Origin of the sequence: Amycolatopsis bullii (genome assembly GCF_014654205.1) — a bacterium.
GTDB lineage: Bacteria > Actinomycetota > Actinomycetes > Mycobacteriales > Pseudonocardiaceae > Amycolatopsis > Amycolatopsis plumensis.
The window spans coordinates 59,794-80,265 of the sequence record NZ_BNAW01000006.1 but is presented as its reverse complement, the minus strand read 5'-3'; the positions used below and the strand labels follow the sequence as shown (position 1 = coordinate 80,265).

General features: G+C 70.3%; 18 protein-coding genes and 1 tRNA gene. 9 read left to right on the top strand and 10 right to left on the bottom strand.

Features of this window, described 5'->3' with window-relative positions; all coding sequences use genetic code 11:
• The 5 genes from IE317_RS10305 to IE317_RS10285 form a co-directional block, all read right to left on the bottom strand.
• Window positions 1–690 (bottom strand): hypothetical protein, encoded by a 690-nt coding sequence (locus IE317_RS10305; RefSeq protein WP_191308669.1) that lies wholly within the window; start codon window positions 688–690, stop codon window positions 1–3.
• A 215-nt stretch (window positions 691–905) separates the two neighbouring features.
• Entirely contained in the window at window positions 906–1,484 is a 579-nt protein-coding gene (locus tag IE317_RS10300) for a class F sortase (protein ID WP_191308667.1), read from the bottom strand.
• Complete coding sequence (locus IE317_RS10295; RefSeq protein ID WP_229902625.1) at window positions 1,481–2,278, bottom strand: hypothetical protein; 798 nt, start codon at window positions 2,276–2,278, stop codon at window positions 1,481–1,483. Before IE317_RS10295 ends, IE317_RS10300 begins: the two co-directional genes overlap by 4 nt.
• 60 nt (window positions 2,279–2,338) lie before the next feature.
• Window positions 2,339–3,379, bottom strand: a complete 1,041-nt coding sequence (locus IE317_RS10290) for a trans-sulfuration enzyme family protein (RefSeq protein WP_191308665.1) — start codon at window positions 3,377–3,379, stop codon at window positions 2,339–2,341.
• Between the two features lie 60 nt (window positions 3,380–3,439).
• Window positions 3,440–6,658: a penicillin acylase family protein gene (locus IE317_RS10285; protein ID WP_191308663.1), complete on the bottom strand. Its 3,219-nt coding sequence runs from the start codon at window positions 6,656–6,658 to the stop codon at window positions 3,440–3,442.
• A 141-nt stretch (window positions 6,659–6,799) separates the two neighbouring features.
• On the opposite strand from IE317_RS10285, the gene IE317_RS10280 reads away from it, so the two are divergent.
• Both IE317_RS10280 and IE317_RS10275 read left to right on the top strand, forming a co-directional pair.
• The gene (locus IE317_RS10280; RefSeq protein WP_191308661.1) at window positions 6,800–7,174 is read left to right on the top strand and encodes an FKBP-type peptidyl-prolyl cis-trans isomerase; all 375 of its coding nucleotides are present in this window, start codon (window positions 6,800–6,802) and stop codon (window positions 7,172–7,174) included.
• 125 nt (window positions 7,175–7,299) lie between these two features.
• Window positions 7,300–8,031, top strand: coding sequence for a S1 family peptidase (locus IE317_RS10275; RefSeq protein WP_191308659.1), 732 nt, complete (start codon window positions 7,300–7,302; stop codon window positions 8,029–8,031).
• A 144-nt stretch (window positions 8,032–8,175) separates the two neighbouring features.
• On the opposite strand, the gene IE317_RS10270 is transcribed toward IE317_RS10275, so the two are convergent.
• Window positions 8,176–8,258: transfer RNA gene (locus IE317_RS10270), tRNA-Leu, on the bottom strand.
• A gap of 130 nt (window positions 8,259–8,388) precedes the next feature.
• Between IE317_RS10270 and IE317_RS10265 the strand changes: the two genes are divergently transcribed.
• From IE317_RS10265 to pknB, 7 genes are all read left to right on the top strand, one after another.
• Window positions 8,389–9,621: a DUF3662 and FHA domain-containing protein gene (locus IE317_RS10265; protein WP_191308657.1), complete on the top strand. Its 1,233-nt coding sequence runs from the start codon at window positions 8,389–8,391 to the stop codon at window positions 9,619–9,621.
• A gap of 100 nt (window positions 9,622–9,721) precedes the next feature.
• Window positions 9,722–10,183: an FHA domain-containing protein FhaB/FipA gene (locus IE317_RS10260; protein ID WP_091305105.1), complete on the top strand. Its 462-nt coding sequence runs from the start codon at window positions 9,722–9,724 to the stop codon at window positions 10,181–10,183.
• Window positions 10,180–11,577: a PP2C family protein-serine/threonine phosphatase gene (locus IE317_RS10255; protein WP_191308654.1), complete on the top strand. Its 1,398-nt coding sequence runs from the start codon at window positions 10,180–10,182 to the stop codon at window positions 11,575–11,577. Before IE317_RS10260 ends, IE317_RS10255 begins: the two co-directional genes overlap by 4 nt.
• A complete protein-coding gene (locus IE317_RS10250; RefSeq protein ID WP_191308652.1) occupies window positions 11,577–13,064 on the top strand; it encodes an FtsW/RodA/SpoVE family cell cycle protein in 1,488 nt (495 codons plus the stop codon). Before IE317_RS10255 ends, IE317_RS10250 begins: the two co-directional genes overlap by 1 nt.
• Window positions 13,061–14,530 carry a peptidoglycan D,D-transpeptidase FtsI family protein gene (locus tag IE317_RS10245; protein WP_191308650.1) on the top strand — a complete coding sequence of 490 codons (1,470 nt, stop codon included), beginning with the start codon at window positions 13,061–13,063 and terminating at the stop codon, window positions 14,528–14,530. Before IE317_RS10250 ends, IE317_RS10245 begins: the two co-directional genes overlap by 4 nt.
• Window positions 14,531–14,533: 3 nt before the next feature.
• Window positions 14,534–15,883, top strand: a complete 1,350-nt coding sequence (locus tag IE317_RS10240; protein WP_191308647.1) for a serine/threonine-protein kinase — start codon at window positions 14,534–14,536, stop codon at window positions 15,881–15,883.
• Complete coding sequence (gene pknB, locus IE317_RS10235) at window positions 15,880–17,856, top strand: Stk1 family PASTA domain-containing Ser/Thr kinase (RefSeq protein WP_191308645.1); 1,977 nt, start codon at window positions 15,880–15,882, stop codon at window positions 17,854–17,856. Before IE317_RS10240 ends, pknB begins: the two co-directional genes overlap by 4 nt.
• Before the next feature lie 53 nt (window positions 17,857–17,909).
• On the opposite strand, the gene IE317_RS10230 is transcribed toward pknB, so the two are convergent.
• The 4 genes from IE317_RS10230 to IE317_RS10215 all read right to left on the bottom strand — a co-directional run bounded on the left by IE317_RS10230 (window position 17,910) and on the right by IE317_RS10215 (window position 20,389).
• Window positions 17,910–18,227 (bottom strand): effector-associated constant component EACC1, encoded by a 318-nt coding sequence (locus tag IE317_RS10230; RefSeq protein WP_191308643.1) that lies wholly within the window; start codon window positions 18,225–18,227, stop codon window positions 17,910–17,912.
• Window positions 18,228–18,327: 100 nt separating this feature from the next.
• Window positions 18,328–18,969 (bottom strand): hypothetical protein, encoded by a 642-nt coding sequence (locus tag IE317_RS10225; protein WP_191308641.1) that lies wholly within the window; start codon window positions 18,967–18,969, stop codon window positions 18,328–18,330.
• Window positions 18,957–19,748, bottom strand: a complete 792-nt coding sequence (locus IE317_RS10220) for an ABC transporter ATP-binding protein (protein ID WP_191308638.1) — start codon at window positions 19,746–19,748, stop codon at window positions 18,957–18,959. The genes IE317_RS10225 and IE317_RS10220 overlap by 13 nt, the downstream gene beginning before the upstream one ends.
• Window positions 19,745–20,389 carry an aminodeoxychorismate/anthranilate synthase component II gene (locus IE317_RS10215; RefSeq protein ID WP_191308636.1) on the bottom strand — a complete coding sequence of 215 codons (645 nt, stop codon included), beginning with the start codon at window positions 20,387–20,389 and terminating at the stop codon, window positions 19,745–19,747. The genes IE317_RS10220 and IE317_RS10215 overlap by 4 nt, the downstream gene beginning before the upstream one ends.
• Window positions 20,390–20,472: the final 83 nt, after the last annotated feature.

Genomic DNA, 20,472 nt, shown 5'->3' with positions numbered 1-20,472 from the left:
TCAGGACCGGGCCGTCGCGCCGCCGCCGGTCTCGACACCGCCGGCCTTCGGGGTCACCTTGACCTGGCCGCCGACGGTGGCCGAGCCGCCGCCGTGGCCGACCGGGCGGGTGACCGGCTTGCCCTCGCAGGACCAGGAGACCGTGGTGTCGTCGGTCAGGTGCTTGCCCTCGTTCAGCTGGATGTCGAAGCCCCAGTAGCGGCCGTCCGCACCATCCTGGAACGGGCCGGCGGCCACGGAGAAGTCGCCGGAGACGACGTTCTTCGGCTCGCCCACCGCGCAGGCGATGACCAGCACGCCGAGGCCGCCGTCGAACTCCCACGCGTACGCGACGTCGTCGACGTAGTCGTCGCCGTGCGGGAACGGGTCGGTCGGCTCGGTGGTCGGCTCGGTGGTCGGCGTGGTGGGCTTGGTCGGCTTGCCCGAAGTGGGCGTGCCGGTGCCGGTGCCGGTCGACGTCGGCGGCTGCGACGTCGGCGGCTCCGAGGTCGGCGGCTGCGAGGTGGGCTGTTCCGTGGTCGGGACCGGAGTGCTGGTGGGCAGCCCGGTCGACGTCGGCGCCTCGCTGCTGGGCGCGGCTTCAGTCGTGCCGGCCGGTGCCTCCTGCGCGAACGCGGCAGGCGAAACGGTGAGCGTGAGCAGGGCCCCCGCGAGCACAGCGCCCGCGAGACGGCCCAGGGTCTTCTTCAAAGTGACTCCCCGGGAAGGAAAACGCGCAATGACCCCCACTACGCGCGCCGCCCGGTGCCGAACGCACAAGATCGGGCGACCCGGACATCCTGCCCCAGTACTGGTATATACCGGAACCGATTTGAACGTGAAGAAAACCACTGCGGAAACCGGTAACGTCCGGGCTCAGCGGAATCCACATCGGACAGTGCCGCCGACAGCGCTTTCGGGGTGGATCAGCCGGCCAGGGTCGCGTAAACGACGATGTTGTCCTGATAGCTGTGCTCGGCGTGGTCGAAGGCGCCACCGCAGGTGATCAGGCGCAGTTCCGGTTTGTCGCTGTTGCCGTAGACGGCGTCGCGCGGGAACGTCTCCTTCGGGACCTGGGTGACCCGGTCGACGACGAACTTGAGCTTCTTGCCGTCGCTGCGGTCGATGTCGACCTCGTCCCCGGGCGCCAAGTCCTTGAGCTTGAAGAAGATGCCCGGCTTCTTGTCGCCGTCGACGTGCCCGAGCACGATCGCCGGGCCGACGTCACCGGGTACCGGCGAGAGCTTGTACCAGGCCGCCTGCATCGGCGTGTGCACCGACGGGACGGAGATCGACCCGTCGGGCTTCACCGCGACGGCCAGCAGGCTCGACTCCGCGCCGATCTTCGGGATGTTCACCGACGTCGGGCGCAGTCCCTTGAACGGCACGGTCACCGGCACCGAGGAGGGAACCGGCGCCGGCGCCGCTTTCGGCTGCTCCGGGGTACTGCACGCACCCAGCGTCAGAACGAGGGCGAGGGCTGCCCCCGCCCGCCGCGCGGTCACCGGGCGGTGCCGCCGAAGCCGGTCTCGACGCCGCCCTTGGGCGCGACCTTGACCTGGGCCTTCGGAGCGGCGTTGCCGGCGGGCGTGGCGCTGGTCGTCGTGGTGCCCGGCGTGGTGCTCGACGCCGGGGCACCGGACGACGGCGTGGCCGTGGGGGTGCTCGTCGCCGTACTCGTCGCGGTCGCCGTCACGGTGACGGTCGAGGTCGGCGGCTGCTGCTTCTGCTCGAACTCCACGGTGCCGTTGCCCTCGGCACCGCCGCAGGTCCAGCTGAACTTCGCGGTGGTGGTGCCCGCCGGGGCGTCGACGACGCGCACGGAGTAGTTCCACAGGCGGCCGTCGGCCTCGTCCTGGTCCGGGCCACCGGTGACGCTCAGGTACTGGGTCGCGACTTCGCCCGGCCGCCCGGCCGCGCAGGCGATGACCAGGACACCCTCGCCACCGAGGCCGATGAAGCCGTGCCCGACGTTGTCCTGGTAGTCGTCCTTCGGCGCTTCCTCGACGGGCTTGTCCGGCGCGGCCTCGGTCTGGGTCGGGGGTGCGATCCGCCGTTCGGTGGTCTTGACATCACTCTTCGTGCTCGACGACGGCGTGGTGGCCGGGGTGACCGAAGTGGACGAAGGCGTGGTCGTGCTCGTCGGGCTGCTCGACGTCGAAGTCTCCGAAGTGGACGTCGGCGTTTCGGTCGGTGACGTGCTGGTTTCCGTCTGCGCCAGCGCGGCGGGCGCGGCGGCGAAGGTGGCGAGCGCACCCGCGAAAACGACTCCGGCGACCCGGCTCAGCGTTCTGCCCACGATGCACTCCCAACACGTTGACCTGCGATGTTGCGAGTATCGGCGGTTCGGCGGCCCGCGTTACTCCGTCAGGGCGAACATCAGGTCGTCCCACAGGTCCTCGGGGTCCTCCAGGCCGACGCTGAACCGGATCAGCCCGGGCGGGACGCGCTCCTCGCCCGCCAGCCACGCCCGCCGCTCGACCAGGCTCTCGACGCCGCCGAGGCTGGTCGCCGCCCGGATCAGCCGGACCGACGCGCAGAAGCGGTCCGCCGTCTCGGCGTCGGCGAGGTCGAAGGAGACCATCATCCCGAAGCCCGGGTAGCGCACCCGGCGCACCGCGGGGTGCTCACCGAGGCGCGAAGCCAGCAGCGCGGCGGTGCGGGACTGCTCCGCGAGCCGGACGGGCATGGTCCGCAGCCCCCGCAGCGCGAGCCACGCTTCGAGGGCGCCCGGCGTCGACCCGACCCGCGTCCGCGCGCCCTTGAGTTCCGCCGCGACCGCCGGGTCCTTGGCCACGGTGATGCCCAGCAGCAGGTCGCTGTGGCCGCCGATGAGCTTGGTCGCGCTGTGCACGACGACGTCCGCGCCCAGCTCGAGCGGCCGCTGCTGCAGCGGCGTCGCGAAGGTGTTGTCGACGACGACCCGGCCGCGCGCGGCGGCGGCGATCGTCTCGATGTCCATGACGTCGAGGGTCGGGTTGGTCGGCGACTCCAGCCAGACCAGGTCGGACGTCGCGGCCTCGGCGACCCAGGCCCCGGTGTCGGCCGGGTCGAGTTCGGTGACGGCGAGCTTCCCGAGCTTCTGCGCGTGGGCCAGCACCCCGCGCGTGACGGCGTAGCTGAAGGTCGGGACGGCGACCCGCGACCCGACCGGCAGCAGGTCCAGCACCGCGGAGAGGGTGGCGACGCCGGACGCGAAAGCCGTCGCCTCGCCGCCCTCCAGCGCGCCGACGGCTTCCTCGAGCGCGTGCCAGGTGGGCGTCCCGTCGCCGCGGGCGTACACGAAGTCGCCACCGGCCTGGTAGGTGCTGGTGGCGACGAGCGGCGTGTTCAGCGGCTCACCGGGACCGTGCGGCCGGCCGGCGGCGATGGCCTTGGTGCGAGGCGTCCAGTCGTCCATGCGCCTCACGATAGGGGGAGGCCGGGGCACGCACGCGTCCGCGCGTGCCCCGGCCGGGTATCAGTGCGCGTACACCTCGAACTCGTAGAGCGAGTAGCCGTACTTGGTCCCGCGCTGGACGCCCTGCATCTTCACGAACCGGGCCGTCGTCGTGGCGAACGCGATGTTGTCCTGGCCGCCGTCGCCGTCGGTGACCACCGCCGCGTCCGTCCAGTTGACCGCGTCCGGCGAGAGCTGGATCCGGTAGCTCTTGCCGTAGGCGGACTCCCAGTTCAGCAGCACCCGCGAGACCTGCTGGACCGAGCCGAGGTCGACGGTGATCGCCTGGTCTTCGCTCCAGTCGCTGGCCCAGCGGGTCGCGGCGTTCCCGTCGATCGCGTTCGACGCCGGCGAGTTGTAGAAGCCGGTCTCGGCGCTCGTGGCGCTGACCGTCTTCGTCGCCGCCAGGTTGGCGATGTTGTCGCCGCGGTGCGCCGCGTACTCGACGACCTGCTGGAACGTCGGGCGGTTCTGCCAGCTGATCTTGTCCTGCGTGATGCCGCCGAGCGGGTTGTGGATGATCGAGTCGGCGCACCACTGGTCACCGGCCGAGCAGTTCGCGTCACCGGGGTAGACGGTGTTCGCGGGCTGGCCGGCGGCCGTGGTCAGCGAGTCGACGAGCGCCTGGCGGCAGGCCGTGACGTCGCCGCCGCCGCAGAAGGTCTGCGCGAGCGGGCCCGCCACCGGCTGGCCGAGCACCTGCCGGATGTCCTTGCTGACGTAACCCCACCAGCCGTACTGGAACGACGAGCCCTTGTGGGGCTGGCCGGTGTGCTGGCCGTTGCCGTTCTGCCAGCCGGACGGGCTTTCGTTGATGCCGAGCACGCTCGTCATCGCGTTGTAGGCGGCGTCACCCATGCCCGGCTTGAACTCGGCCTGGACCAGCAGCGGCCACCAGGCGTCGAAGATGCGGATCGCGTCGGCGTCGGCGTAGGTCTTGCTGCCTGCCGATGTCTCCTTGCGCAGGTGGCCGTTCGCGAGCCACGTCTTGAGCTTCGCCTCGGCGTCCGCCGCCGCGCCGGTGGTCGGCGTCTTGTCGAGCACCTGCAGCAGCAGCGGCAGGACGCGCTCGGCACGCAGGTCGGCCAGCGCGGCGTCCGCCATCGCCTGGGTCAGGTTGACCCGGGTGACCTTGGTGCCGCTGGAGATCAGCTGCTTGACCCGGGAGTCGAGCAGGTCGACGCGGTGCACGGCGGACTTGTCCGCGCCGGCCGCGGCGTAGCCGTTGGCCTGGGCGTTGTTCCAGCTGACGTAGTAGTCCTGGTTGACCGACTGCGGGTGCTGCGCCGCCGGCGTGTAGGTCGCGAGGTTGCCGGCCGGGTTCCAGCCCTGCCAGTCGTGGCCCTGGTCGCCCCACACCGGCATGTTCGGGTCCACATCGGACTGCCGGGCCGGGTTGGCGCCGGAGTTGAAGTACGCGATGTCCTTCGAGTCGGCGTAGAACCAGTTGAACGTGAAGTTGATGTCGGACGCGGCCTTCTGGAAGTCGGCCGCGGACTTGACGAAGGTCGGGTCGTTCAGCTCCTGGAAGCCGATGAGCGAGTCGACCTCGTGGAAGTAGGACGAGCGCAGCGCCGCGTACGCCACCGGCTTGCCGCCGACGGTCGCCCGGCTCTGCACCGGCCCGTACTTGGTCCGGTAGCTGCGCAGGGTGTACGAACCGGCCGCGGTCCCGTCGGCCACCGTCGGCTTCCAGGCGTTCTTGACCTCCACGGTCTCCATCGGGACGCACTTGCCCTGGTAGGTGTAGTAGTTCGAGTCCTTCGTCGGCGTGCCGCCGTTCGGGTCGCACAGCTGCAGCGCGTAGGTGTCGATGATGTCCTGCGCCGACGTCGTCGCGCTCCACGAGTAGTCCTGGCCGCGGCCCAACAGCGTGTACATGCTCAGCCCGGCGAAGGCCGCGCCGCGCGAGCTGATGCCCGGGCCCTGGAGTTCCTGCAACAGCAGCAGCTGCGGGGCGAAGTAGCCGGTCTGCGGGCCGAACACGGCGACCGGGTGGCCGCTGGCGGTCTTGGCGCCGGAGACGAGCAGCGCGTTGGACATGCCGTGCTTCTCGCTGAGCATGTTCGCCGGCAGCACGCCGTTCTCGAACATCCCGCGGGCGGGCTCCTGCTCGGCGGGCGCTGCGACGTCCACAGTGGACGGCGTCGCGGTGGCGGCCGAACCGGTCTGGTCGAACACCAGCGGCTGCGGCGTCACCGAGTTCTTGTCCGGCATGGCCCGGCCGGTCGCGTTGGCCGGCGTCTTGCCGTACGGGAAGGTCTGGCCGTCGTGCAGCGTCTTGACCGCCTCGGGGTCGTCCTCCGAGCGCAGGCTCTGCCACACCTTCTCGCCCTGCACGACGCCGTACTTCTCCTGCAGCGCGAGCTTCGCGATGGCGTTCTGGACCTCGCCGCCGCCGCCCGCGCCGAACTCGGCGCCGATCAGCGAGGCCAGCGCGACCAGGTCGGTCAGCTTGAACGGGTCGATCGACCCGGCGTTGGTGATGGAGTCGACGTGCCCGGTCAGCACGTACTCGCCGGGGAAGTAGCGGCCGTTGTAGGAGTCGCTGATGTACTTGTTGATGCCGTCGACGTAGGCCTGCGCGTCGGCGAGCCCCTGCGCGCCGCGCGGCCCGCTGGCGGCCGTCCGGTCGATCTGCTGCTGCAGCTCGGCTTCGGTGTACGGCGCGTTCGCGAAGAACTGCTGCTCGAGTTCGCGGTTGGCCTGGGCGCCACCGGCGAACGAGGTGACCTGGCCGCGGGCGGCGTGCCGCAGCACGTCCATCAGCCACAGCCGGTCCTGCGCGGCCGCGTACCCGGCGCCGAACTCGGTGCCGGCGCGGGTGGTCCCGGTGATGTGCGGGACGCCGAGGGCCTTGTCCCGCACGATGGTGACGTCGGCACGCGGCTTCGTCGTGCTCGCCACCTGGTCGGCCGGGACGCCGAACGAGGAGTCGTTGAAGTACTGGTTGATCGCGCTCGTGGTCAGCGTCTTGTACCCGTTGGCCAGCGAGGAGTACTTCCCGAGCTGGTCGGCCGAGTGCGCCGGGCGGGTGCCGAGCAGCTTGTGCGCCAGGATCTCCGCGAGGGTGGCGCTGCCCTGTTCACCGGGCGGGAGGATGTCGCTGCACTGCCCCCCGCAGTAGTCGTCGGGCGACACGGCCGCCTGGGCGGCCGGCGCGGTGACGGCGACCTGGGTCAGCCCGGCCACGAGGGCCCCCAGTGCCGTAACGGTCAGGGCGCGGATGCGGCGTCGCATGCCGGGCTCCCCTCAGTCCAGAAAAGTGACGTAGCGCACGCTACCCAGCAGTAGGCGAAGTGTGAAGACTTTTCGCGTTTTTCCCCTCCTTGGGCGTAGTCCGATCGGCGCAGCCTCCGGCGCGTGGGTACGGTGAGGCCCATGACCTTGGAAAAGCCCCTCATCGACCGCCCGGACGGACCCGCTCCGGCCGAACTCGAGATCACCGACCTCACTGTCGGTGACGGCGCGGAGGCCACGGCGGGCAAGACCGTCACCGTGCACTACGTCGGTGTCGCCCACTCGACCGGCGAAGAGTTCGACGCGTCCTGGAACCGCGGCGAGCCGCTGCGCTTCGGCCTCGGCGCCGGCCAGGTCATCTCCGGCTGGGACCAGGGTGTCGCGGGGATGAAGATCGGCGGCCGCCGCAAGCTGGTCATCCCGCCGCACCTGGCCTACGGCGACCGCGGCGCGGGCGGCGTGATCAAGCCGGGCGAGACGCTCATCTTCGTCGTCGACCTGGTCGGCGTGAACTGACGCACTCCCGGTCGCGGCCGGGCGTCACCCGATGGTCCACCGGGTGACGCCCGGCCAGGGAATTCCCCGCCCGCGGCGGCGGCCCTAACGTCGAACGTCGACCACCGACTCGACGAAGGGGAAGAATGCGCCTGCGCGCCCTGCTCGCCGCTGCTGTCCTGACCGTCTCCACCGCTCCCGCCGCCTGGGCCGTCGCCCACGGTTCCGACGTCCCGCCGGGCCAGTACGGGTTCGTCGCGAAGCTCGCGATGACGAAGATCCCGCGCCCGGACGGCTCGACGTACAGCAGCTACTGCACGGGCGCGCTCGTCGCGCCCGCCTGGGTCCTGACCACCGGCCACTGCTTCCACGACGCCCACCGCGACCGGGTCTCGGGCAAGGTCCCGTACCCGACGACGGTGACGCTGGGCATGACCGACGAGGAGACGGAGTCGGGCATCGCCCGCAAGGCGACCGAGGTCCTCCAGGCGAAGGAGAACGACGTCGCCCTGATCCGCCTCGACTCCCCGGTGACCGCGGTGACGCCCTTGGCGGTGAGCCGCGCGGTCCCGAAGGTCGGCCAGCAGCTGACGCTGGCGGGCTGGGGCAGCCTCACGAGCGCGAACCCCAAGCCGGCCACCCGCCTCCAGCAGGGAACGGTGGCGATCACGAAGGTGGATCCGACCACGCTGGGGGTCCGCGGCGCGGCCCCGGAGATCACGACGAGCGCGTGCACCTACGACTCGGGAGCCCCGTACTTCTCGGGCGACGAGCTCGTCTCGCTGGAGGCGACGGGACCGGACTGCCCCCACGCGGGCATCGAAACCACGAGCCGCGCGGACGTGATCGCGGACTGGATCACCACCCACACGGCCTAACTTCGCCCAGGGCGAACATCCACCGGACCACGCTGGAAGGTGACGAAAGGCACCGTGGGGGTCCGGGGGGGCTCGGCCCCCCGGGAGACATAAGGCAAATGGGAAGGGGCCCGATCGCGCTAGCGATCGGGCCCCTGAACAGCGTGGGCGAGGAGGGAGTTGAACCCTCACGTCCTTTCGGACACACGGACCTGAACCGTGCGCGTCTGCCATTCCGCCACTCGCCCGAGTGCTTCCTTGCGGCAGCGAGGAGAAGACTAGCAGGTCGTTTTAACGGCTTTCACCGGGGGCCGTGTAGAGGCTGGCTCACCCGGATAGGATCGATGCGGAAGCACGAGCGTGAGGAGGTTTTCCCCGGTGGGCCGCGCCGAAAGATTCGACAGGCGACTCGAGAACCTGGTGGGGAACACTTTCGCGCGCATGTTCGGTGGCAACGTCGTCACGCAGGAAGTGGCGATCGCCCTGGAGCGGGAGAGTGAGGAAAACGTTCGTGAGCTGGCAGGCGGTCGGCAGCTCGCCCCGAATCACTACATCGTGTCCCTGGGGGCGACTGACCACGAACGCATGGCCGGCGACGAGCAGCGCGTCACGCAGGTGCTGGCCAAGGCGGTGGCGGAACACCTCGCCGCCGAAGGCCTGGACACCTATGGTGACGTCGTCGTATCACTCGAGCGCAACGAGGCGCTGCATACTGGACAGTTCAAGACCCGTTCGTCCGTCGATCCCGACGCCCGCCCCTCAGGCGCCGGTTCACCGCGGTCGGCACGACCCAGCAACGCAGGAGACCCAGCAATGAGCCAGCCCCCCGGCTACGGCCAATACGACCAGGGTGACCCGTACGGCCAGCAGGGCCAGTACGGCTACGGACAGCAGGGTGGCCAGCAGCCCGGGTACGACCAGGGTTACGGCCAGCAGGGTGGATACGACCAGTACGGCGGCCAGCAGCCCCAGGGCGGTGGCTACGACCAGTACGGCCAGCCGCAGCAGGGTGGCGGCTACGACCAGTACGGCCAGCAGCACCAGGGCGGCTACGACCAGGGTTACGGCCAGCCCCAGGGCGGTGGCTACGACCAGGGCGGCTACGCGCAGCCGCAGGGTGGCGGCTACGACCAGGGTTACGGCCAGCCGCAGGGCGGCGGGTACGACCAGGGCGGCTACCAGCAGGGTGGCTACGACCAGTACGGCCAGCCCCAGCAGCAGGGCGGGTACGACCAGTACGGCCAGCAGCAGGCGTACGGCCAGCCGGCCGGTGACCCGTACGGCCAGCAGGGCGGCTACGCCCCGCCGGCGCCGGGCCGCCAGCTCGCGGCGAGCCTGCAGCTGGACGACGGCTCGAACCGCACGTACTCGCTGAAGCAGGGCGGGAACGTCGTGGGCCGCGGCCAGGACGCCGACTTCCGCCTGCCGGACACCGGCGTCTCGCGCCGCCACCTGGAGATCACCTGGGACGGCCAGAGCGCGACGCTGGCCGACATCGGTTCGACGAACGGCACCACCGTGAACGGCACCCCGGTCCAGACCTGGCAGCTCGCCGACGGCGACGTCATCCGGGTGGGTCATTCGTCCCTGGTGTTCCGTACACAGGGCTGACTGGGGACCCGGAATACTGTTCCCGCAGAATTGACGTGCGGGGGGACCGCGGCGTACCCGCGTCGCGGCTGCGCGGAAGAGTCGGGAGCGGACACACCAAGTGCCAGAGCTGGTCGTACAACTCACCAGGGTGGGCTTCCTCGTGCTGCTCTGGCTCTTCGTGTTCGCCGCGCTCAGAGTCGTCCGTTCGGACCTCTACGCGGCATCGGGCATGCGCGTCCAGGTGCCGTCTTTCGGGCGCAAGAAGGAGAAGAAGCCGCGCAACAGCAAGTCGCCGCAGCAGCTGCTGGTGACGCACGGCGCGCTCGCCGGGACCCGCATCGCGCTGGACGGCAGGCCGATCCTGATCGGCCGGGCCGACGACTCGACGCTGGTCCTCGACGACGACTACGCGTCCACCCGCCACGCGCGGATCGCGCAGCGCGGTGAGGACTGGTACGTGGAAGATCTGGGCTCGACGAACGGGACCTACCTCGACCGGGCTAAGGTCACTGCACCCCTCCGGGTCCCGCTCGGAGTCCCCATCCGGATCGGCAAGACGGTGATCGAGCTTCGCCCATGACTCTCGTCCTCCGCTACGCAGCCCGCAGCGACCGGGGCCTGGTGCGTTCGAGCAACCAGGACTCCGTGTACGCCGGCCCTCGCCTGCTCGCGCTCGCCGACGGCATGGGTGGGCACGCGGCGGGTGAAGTCGCCAGCAAGGTCGTCATCGCCTCCCTCGCCCCGCTCGACGACGACGAGCCGGGCGACGACCTCCTCGCCCAGCTGCGCGAGGCGGTGGCGAACGGCAACGCCGCGATCGCCGAACTCGTCTCGCAGGACCCGGACCTCGACGGCATGGGCACCACGCTCACCGCCGTCCTGTTCGCCGGCACCCGGCTGGGGCTGGTGCACGTCGGCGACTCGCGGGCCTACCTGCTGCGCGGCGGTCAGTTCGCGCAAATCACCCGCGACGACAGCTTCGTCAACGAACTCCTGGAGCAGGGCCGGATCACGCCCGAAGAGGCGGCGGTGCACCCGCAGCGGTCGCTGCTGCTGAAGGCGCTCACCGGCCACGAGGTCGAGCCGAGCCTGACCGTGCGCGAGGCCCGCGCCGGCGACCGGTACCTGATCTGCTCCGACGGCCTGTCCGGCATGGTCAGCGACGAGACGCTGGCCGAGGCCGTGCAGATCGCGGACCCGCAGCAGTGCGCGGACCGGATGATCGAGCTGGCGCTCAAGGGCGGCGGCACCGACAACGTCACGGTGATCATCGCCGACGTGGTCGACGTCGACTTCGGCGAGGACGCGCCCATCGTGGGCGGCGCCGCCGGGGACGGCAGCGACGAACGGCACCAGGGCGACTCGCCCGCCGCGCGGGCCAGGGCGCTGACCCAGCCGCCCCCGCCGCCGCGCCAGGAACTCCCGCAGCCCCAGGAAGACCCGAAGGCCCGCCGCCGGAAGCGGTTCCGCTGGCTGGCCGGCGCGCTCGTCGTCCTCGTGGTGCTCGCCGCGGCCGCCATCGCGACCCGCTACTTCGTGCTGAGTCAGTACTATGTCGGCGAGGGATCGGACGGGGAGGTCGTGATCTACCGCGGCGTCCCCGGCAGCATTCTCGGCATCGACCTGCACGCGTACGAGCAGGGGTCCTGCCCGCCGAGCCAGGTGTGCACGGACAAGCTGCGCGTTTCCCAGCTCCAGGAGGACGCGCGGCTGGCGGTGCAGAACGGCGTCAAGAAGGACAGCCTCGACGAGGCGCGGAAGTACATCGACGACTTCCTGCAGCTGCGCAAGCGCCTGAACAACTGCGCGCCGGCGGGCGGTCAGCCGTCCTCGACGCCGACCCCTACGGCCACGCCGACGACGACTCCGTCGGCTCCGGCCGGCTCCACTGCTCCGTCGTCGGCGAACCAGCCAGCGGGGAGGGACTGCTCGACGCCGAGTTCGACGGCACCGACGACGGGAGGCGGTAACTGATGAGCCAGCCCGCCGCGCGCGCCGCCGAACCGCTCGCCGCGCAGTTCCAGACGAACCCGCCGCGCGAGGTCCCGACCCGCCGCAACACCGAGCTGGTGCTGCTGGGGTTCGCGACGTTCATCGTCACCATCGCGCTGGTCCTGGTGGAAGCGAACCAGGAGCAGGAGCTCACCGCGTCGATCATCTGGCTCGGCCTGGCCTACCTCGGCGTGCTGACCGGCGCGCACCTGGCCGTCCGCAAGTGGGCGCCGTACGCCGACCCCGTGCTGCTCCCCTGCGTCGCGCTGCTGAACGGCATCGGGCTGGTGATGATCCACCGGATCGACCTGGCCCTGGCCGAGCGCGCCACGCAGCAGGGCAAGGACTACACGCCCGCGGTCACCGCGCAGGTGCTGTTCACGGTCATCTCGCTCGTGTTCTTCGTCGTGGTGCTGATCGTGGTCAACGACCACCGCACGCTGACCCGCTACGGCTACACCGCGGGCCTGATCGGGATCGCCGCACTGGCGCTGCCCGCGCTGCTGCCGTCGAGCCTGTCCGAGGTCAACGGCGCCAAGGTGTGGCTGAAGCTGCCGTTCTTCTCGATCCAGCCCGGCGAGTTCGCGAAGATCCTGCTGATGATCTTCTTCGCGTCGTTCCTGGTGTCGAAGCGGGACCTGTTCATGGTGGCGGGCAAGAAGCTCGTCGGCGTCGAGCTCCCGCGCGCCCGCGACCTCGGCCCGATCCTGATCGCCGCGTTCGCCTGCATCGGCATCCTGGTGTTCGAGAAGGACCTCGGCACGTCGCTGCTGTTCTTCAGCGTCATCCTGGTGATGCTGTACGTCGCGACCGAGCGGGTCATCTGGGTCGTGCTGGGCCTCAGCTTCTTCGCCGTCGGCTGCGTCATCGCCTACAACCTCTTCTCGCACGTCCAGCAGCGCGTGGCGAACTGGCTGGACCCGCTGGCCACCTACGACCAGGCCGGCGGCGGCTACCAGCTGGCGCAGGGCCTGTTCGGCCTCGGCACCGGCGGCGTCGGCGGCACCGGGCTCGGCGCCGGACGGCCGGACATGGTGCCCGAGGCCAACACCGACTTCATCACCGCGTCGATCGGCGAAGAGCTCGGCTTCATCGGGCTGGCCGCGGTGCTGATGCTGTACTTGCTGGTCGCGATGCGCGGTATGCGCAGCGCGCTGGCCGTGCGCGACACGTTCGGCAAGCTGCTGGGCGGCGGGCTCGCGTTCACCATGGTCATGCAGATCTTCGTCGTCGTCGGCGGGGTCACGAAACTCATCCCGGAGACCGGTATCACCGCCCCGTTCCTGTCCAAGGGTGGTTCGTCGCTGCTCGCGAACTACATCCTGGTCGCGCTGCTGCTCCGCATCTCCGACGCGGCCCGCAAGCCCGCCGCCCGCCCGAAGCCGCAGCAGCAGCCGCAGGCCCCGATCGCGGAAGCGCACACCGTGCTCGTGCAGCGCCCGCCGGCGGAGGGGGGCGCGCAGGCATGAACACCCCGCTCCGCAAGGTCGGCATGGCGATGCTCGTGATGGTCGTCCTCCTGCTGGCCAACGCCACCTACATCCAGGTGGTGAAGGCCGACGACTACCGCACCGACTCGCGCAACGCCCGCGTGCTCTACGACGAGTTCGCCCGCCAGCGCGGCAAGATCGTGTCGCAGGCCAACGGCGAGGTGCTGGCCAGCGTCAACCCGTCGAACGACAAGTACAAGTACATCCGGACCTACGCCGACGGCCCGATGTACGCGCCGGTCACCGGCTACTACTCGATCAACTACGGGGCCGGCGGCCTGGAGCGCGCCGAGGACGACGTCCTCAACGGCTCCGACCCGCGGCTGTTCGTGCGGCGGCTGTCGGACATGGTCACCGGCCGCGACCCCAGCGGCGGCAACGTCCGGCTGACCATCGACCCGGCCGTGCAGAAGGCCGCGTACGACCTGATGACGCAGAAGGGCTACACCGGCGCCGTCGTCGCGATGGAGCCGAGCACCGGGCGGATCCTGGCGATGGTCTCGACGCCGTCGTACGACCCGAACGCGCTCGCTCAGCACACGTCGAAGGCGCAGACCGACGCCTGGACCGCGAACAACAAGGATCCGAAGAAGCCCATGCTGAACCGGGCGATCTCGGAGACCTACCCGCCGGGATCGACGTTCAAGCTGGTCACCGCGGCGGCCGCGCTCGAGGACGGCAACGGCCCGGACACGAAGGTCAACACCGCGCCGAACACCAAGCTCCCCGGCACGAACGTCACGCTGGAGAACTACGCGGGCCAGGGCTGCCCCGGCGACACGTTCAAGGACGCGCTCGCGCACTCCTGCAACGTGCCGTTCGCGGAGTTCGCCGGCAAGCTCGGCCCGGACAAGATGAAGAAGACGGCGGCGAACTTCGGCATCGGGCAGACCGACCTGACCGTGCCGATGAAGGTCGCCCCGTCGACCGTCGGCCCGCTCGACTCGCAGGGCGCGCTCTTCCAGAGCGGCATCGGCCAGCGCGACGTCCGGCTCACGCCGCTGCAGGACTGCCTGCTCGCGGCCACCGTGGCCAACGGCGGAATGGCGATGAAACCGCAGCTGGTGCAGTCGGTGCTGGCACCGGACCTGTCGACGATCGAGGACTACAGCCCCACCGAACTCACCGGCACCCCGGCGCTGTCGTCGGCGAACGCCGCCATCCTCAAGGACATGATGGTCGCTTCCGAAGGCTTCACCAAGGGCGGTGGCAAGCGCGCGGACGTCCAGATCGCGTCGAAGACCGGCACCGCCGAACACGGAACGGACTCCAAGAACACCGCACCGCACGCCTGGTACACCGCCTTCGCCCCGGTCGACAACCCGCAGATCGCGGTCGCCGTGATCGTCGAGGACGGCGGCAACCGCGGCCTCGCGGCCACCGGCGGCACGGTCGCGGCGGAAATCGGCCGTGCGGCCATCAACGCGAAGCTCGGGGGTGGATAGCGCATGCTGTCCTCCGGTCAGCTGCTGGCCGACCGCTACAAGCTGACGAGCCGGATCGCCGTCGGCGGGATGGGTGAGGTCTGGCAGGCCAGCGACACCCGGCTCGACCGGACCGTGGCCGTCAAGATCCTCAAGGCCGAACTCTCCGGCGACGCCGAGTTCCTCCACCGCTTCCGCACCGAAGCGCGGATGACGGCGTCCCTCAACCACCCCGGCATCGCCGCGGTGCACGACTACGGCGAAACCATCCTCGACGGCGACCTGTCGATCGCGTACCTGGTGATGGAGCTCGTCGACGGCGACCCGCTGGCCGGGTTGCTGGCCAAGCACGGGCGGCTGTCGGCGGAGTTCACCCTCGACATGCTCGAGCAGGCGGGCAACGCGCTGCAGGCGGCGCACTCCCACGGCCTGGTCCACCGCGACGTCAAGCCGGGCAACATCCTGGTGACCTCGGCCGGGCAGGTGAAGATCACCGACTTCGGCGTGGCGAAGGCGGCCGACGCCGCGCCGGTCACCCGGTCCGGCATGGTCATGGGCACCGCGCACTACATCGCCCCGGAGCAGGCGCTCGGGCAACCGGCCGAGCCGGCGTCCGACGTCTACTCGCTGGCGGTGTGCGGCTACGAATGCCTCGCCGGGCACCGGCCCTTCCTGTCCGAGAACGCCGTGACGGTCGCGATGATGCACATCCGCGACCTCCCGCCGCCGCTGCCGCCGGACGTGCCGCCCGCGGCCCGCGCGGTGATCGAAGCGACGCTGGTCAAGGATCCGCGGCAGCGCTACAACAACGGCGGCGAGTTCGCGTCCGCCGTGGCCGCGGTCCGCGCCGGGCTGCCGCTGCCCACGCCGTCCGGGCTGGTGAACGCCACCTACACGACCGGCCAGCAGCCGGTGGTGCCGCCGCAGGTGCAGCAGCAGCCACCGCCGTCGATGCCGGTGCCGATCCCGCCGCAGCAGCTTCCCCCGCAGCAACAGCCGATGCCGGGCGGTCCGCCGTCCCCCGCGATGAACCCGATGATCGCCATCGGCCCGCCGTCGCGTCCCGCCCCGCGGCAGGTGATGCTGCCGGCCGCACGGAAGAAGACGCAGTGGGGCTGGTGGGCGCTTCTCGCGGCGATCCTGCTCGTTGTCCTGGTGGCGGGCATCGTGCTGGTGGCGAAGATGCTGGGCGGCGGCGGCAGCGGCTCGCCGCCGCACACCGGCCAGACGCAGAGCCAGGTGCTCCCGGGCAGACAGGCGCCCGCGGAGCAGTCTTCGAGCGTCTACCCGGCAGGCACTCCCGGCACGACCGACGATGGCCGGCAAGGCATCATGACCACACCTTGGACGGAATGGAACGGCATCCAGAGATGAGCACACCCAGACTGCTCTCCAACCGGTACGAGCTGGGCGAAACGCTCGGCTACGGAGGCATGTCCGAGGTCCATCACGGCCACGACGTGCGTCTCGGCCGGGAAGTCGCGATCAAGATCCTGCGTGCCGACCTCGCCAGGGACCCGCAGTTCCAGGAGCGCTTCCGCCGGGAGGCGCAGAACGCCGCCGCGCTGAACCACCCGGCGATCGTCGCGGTCTACGACACCGGTGAGGCGAACACCGAGTTCGGGCCGCTGCCGTACATCGTCATGGAGTACGTCGAAGGCCGGACGCTGCGCGACATCGTCAAGACCGAGGGCCCGATGTCGCAGAAGCGGGCGATGGAGGTCATGGCCGACGTCTGCGCGGCGCTGGACTTCTCGCACCGGCACGGCATCGTGCACCGCGACGTCAAGCCGGCCAACGTGATGATCACGAAGAACGGCGCGGTCAAGGTGATGGACTTCGGCATCGCGCGGGCGATGCACGACGGCCAGGCCTCGATGACCCAGACGGCCGCGGTGATCGGTACGGCGCAGTACCTGTCGCCGGAGCAGGCCCGCGGCGAGTCGGTCGACGCCCGGTCCGACGTCTACGCCGCCGGCTGCGTGCTGTACGAGCTGATCACCGGCGAACCGCCGTTCACCGGGGACTCCCCGGTCGCGGTCGCCTACCAGCACGTCCGGGAGGACCCGAACCCGCCGTCGTCGGTGAACCCGGCGGTGGCGCCGGAGCTGGACGCGGTCGTGCTGAAGGCACTGGCCAAGGGCCCGGCGAACCGCTACCAGTCGGCGGCGGAAATGCGCTCGGACCTGGTGCGCACGCTTTCGGGCCAGCGCCCGGCGGCGCCGATGGTGATGTCCGAGGACGAGCGCACGCAGGTGATGAACGCCGACCGGCGGCAGCCGGCCCGCTACGAGGAGTACGCCGAGCCGGACGACGAGGATCCGAAGGCCAAGCGGCGGCGCCGCACGCTGTTCGCGGTCCTGGCAGCGGTCTTCGTCCTGGGTTCGGTGCTGCTGATCATGTGGCTGTCGAACGCGTTCAAGAGCAACGACCCGAGCACCGTGGCGATCCCCAACGTGGTGCACCAGACGGTCCCGCAGGCGCGGGAGATGCTGAGCAGCAGCGGGTTCAACGGCAAGGTCGATCAGAAGCCGGTGACCTGCGGGGTGCAGCCGACCGATGGCAGCCCGTCGTGCACCCAGGAGGACGTCAACCGGGTCGTCAAGGTTGATCCGGCGGCGGGGGTTTCGGTCGCGCCCAACACGACGATCACGCTGTACGTCGGCGTGGCACCGGGCAAGGCCAACGTGCCGGACCTCAAGGGCAAGACGCGTGATCAGGCCGAGCAGGCGCTCACCGACGCGAAGCTGACCCTCGACCCGAACGTCCAGGAGACCGAGGTCTCCGACCCCAACCAGGCCGGCCTGGTGCAGACGCAGACCCCGTCCGCCAATTCCCAGGTCGACCAGGGCGCCACCGTGCGGATCACGGTCGGCAAGTCGAAGCAGCTCAAGGCGGTCACCGACTTCACCGGCCAGCCGTACTCGAAGGCCAAGTCGTCGCTGGAAAGCCAGGGCTTCACGACGAAGCGGGTCGACCAGGCTTCGGAGACGGTGCCGAAGGACACGGTCATCACCCAGAACCCGAACGGCGGGCAGCTGACGGTGGGCAGTCAGATCGTGCTGACCGTGTCGACCGGGCCGGACAGCTCGAGCCAGATCCAGATGCCGCAGCTGGCCGGGATGACCTTCGAACAGGCGCAGGACAAGCTGACGAGCATGGGCTGGACCGGCAAGTTCAACCAGAAGTCCGACAAGAACAGCAACGCGCCCGAGGGCACGATCACGGGTCAGAACCCGCAACCGGGCACGCAGATCAACAAGGATCAGAACGTCACGATCAACGTGTCCGAAGGCAACGGCTTCCCGTCCTTCACCCTCACGCCACCGACGAGAACCTCCAACTAGCAAGCAACGCGAAGAAGGCCCGCACGGCGAACCGTGCGGGCCTTCTTCGTCGGTCAGGACTGGTCGAGGAACCCTTGCACGGCACCGAGAACCTGATCGGCGTCGCTCGCGGCACCGAAATCGAGCTCGAGTTCCTCGGCGGCCCCCGAGCGTTTGACCTTCAGCGAGACACGGGCTTCCCGGCAGCGCGTCAGCCACGCGAAGAGCGAGCGGCAGAAGACGTCGGCGGAGGTGCTCGAAACGCCGACGACGACGGCGTCGAAGACCTGGACGCGGCCGCGGAGTTCGTCTTCGCCGCGCAGCCACGCGGCGAGTTCCGGAAGCTCGCCGCCGGAGTTCGGCACGGTGATCGCGACGATCCCAGCCGTCACCCGATCTCCCTTCACCCAGAACCGGAGAGGCCCCGAACCTTAGCCGTCCGCGTGGTCCTGCTGGAAGAGCGGTGCGTGAATTGAATTCTGCAATTTGCCGTCAGGAGCGGCGGCGCACGAGTTCCGAAACGGCGAAGTAGCTGACCGCCAGCATCGCCACCGCCGTCACCAGCGCGAGCACCAGCGGGCCACCGACCGGCTCGTCGTCGGTCAGGGCGTGCAGCAAAGGGTGGACCAGCGGGATCTTCGCCAGCAGGACGACGACGAGCGTGATCACCGCGGCGAGCACCGTCCAGCCGATGCGGTGGACCAGCAGCCGCGAGCACGGGAGCGCGATGGCGATCCCGAGCAGCGCGCACGCGAGGTGGGCGAGCAACCCGATGCCGAGCGCGGACGGCTGGACCTTCAACGACTTGATCGCCGACCACACCGCGGTGATCGCGGTGAGGACCAGCGAACAGGCCAGCACGGTGAGGATCGCGCCGGTGATCATCCGCCGCCACTGGCGCGCGTGGCTCAGGGTCACCAGGCGCTGCACCGGGTCTTCGATGTCGAGCAGCGCGATCGTCAGCCAGCACGAGACGACGAGCAACCCGCCGGCGCTGACGCCGAACAGCGGCAGCGGCGGCGAATGCGGGTCGGCGTAGAGGATCACGCACAGGGCGAGGTAGGCCAGCAACGCCGGCAGGTACCGCTGCGAATGGCCGAGCAGCGCCAGGTAGTACCGCGTCAGGGCGAGCACGGCGCCACCTCCCGCACCGACCAGCCGTCTTCGAGCGCCCGCCGCAGGACCGCGTCGACGCGGGCGACCTCGACCGTCAGCACCACGTGGGGTCCTTCGGCGACGGCGTGCCGCACGCCGGGCTCGTCGGCCCAGCCGGTGCCGCCGCCGCGCAGGACGATCCGGGTGGTCGGCTCCGCGCTCTCGGCGGTCAGCCTGCCGTCGTTCATCAGGTGGACGACGTCGGCGTGGTCGTGCACCACTTGCGGCCGGTGGTCGGTGAACACGACGCTCGCCCCGCGCGCCCGCGTCTCGGCCACGAGCTCGCCGAGGATGGTGTGCGTGCCGACGTCGAGGCCGGACCACGGCTCGTCGAGGATCAGCAGGTCGGGCCGGACCATCACGGCCTGCGCGAGCCCGACCTTCTGGGCGTTGCCCTTGGACAGCGTGCGCAGCGGAGCCGCCGGGCCGCCGACGAGAGCGAGCCGTTCGAGCAGCGGATCGATCACCGAGAGGTCGGTGAGGCCCCGGATGCGCGCCATGTGCCGCAGGTAGGCGCGGGCGCCCATGCGCTGGCCGGCCGGGAAGCGATCCGGCAGGTAGCCGATCCGCGGGGTGCCGGTGAGCGACCCGGTGGTCGCGTGCGAGACGCCGGCCATGATCCGCAGCAGCGTCGACTTCCCGGAGCCGTTGCTGCCGAGGATGCCGACGACGTGCCCGGGCTCGACGGTCAGGTCGACGTCGCGCAGGACGAAGTCACCGCGCCCGTACCGCTTGCCGACCCCCTCGAGCCGGATCACGCAACAGCGGCCTTCTGGAGCGCCTTGGTCGCACGCTCGAGCTCGTTCACCCGCACCGGATCGACGGGGTGCCCCGCCGCGGCCAGCCAGTTCGCGAGCATCCGGTGGCCGCCCTCGGTGAGCACGGACTCCGGGTGGAACTGGACGCCTTCCAGGGGCAGCTCGCGGTGGCGCATGCCCATCACGATGCCGGACTCGGTGCGGCCGGTGATCTCGAAGACGGTGTCGGAGATCGTGTCGGGCAGCACGGTCAGGGAGTGGTACCGGGTGGCCGTGAACTCCTCCGGCAGGTCCTTGAGGATGCCCACGCCGGTGTGCCGGACCTGGCTCGTCTTGCCGTGGAGCAGCTCGGGTGCGCGGTCGACGGTGGCGCCGTAGACGACGCCGAGCGCCTGGTGGCCGAGGCAGACGCCGAGCATCGGCGTGCGCGTCTCGGCGCACTTGCGGATGACGTCCATGCTCTGGCCGGCGCGTTCGGGGGTGCCCGGACCCGGCGAGACGAGCACGGCGTCGAACTCGGGCACGCGGTCGAGGTCCACGACGTCGTTGCGCCAGACCGTGCAGTCGGCGCCGAGCTGGGCCAGGTACTGGACCAGGTTGTAGACGAAGCTGTCGTAGTTGTCGACGACGAGAACGCGCATGGCGCCGAGCTTACCGGCTCCCACCTGGTGGACCGTACTCCAAATCACATTTCAGGTTAGGTAGACCTAACTTACCGTGGAGC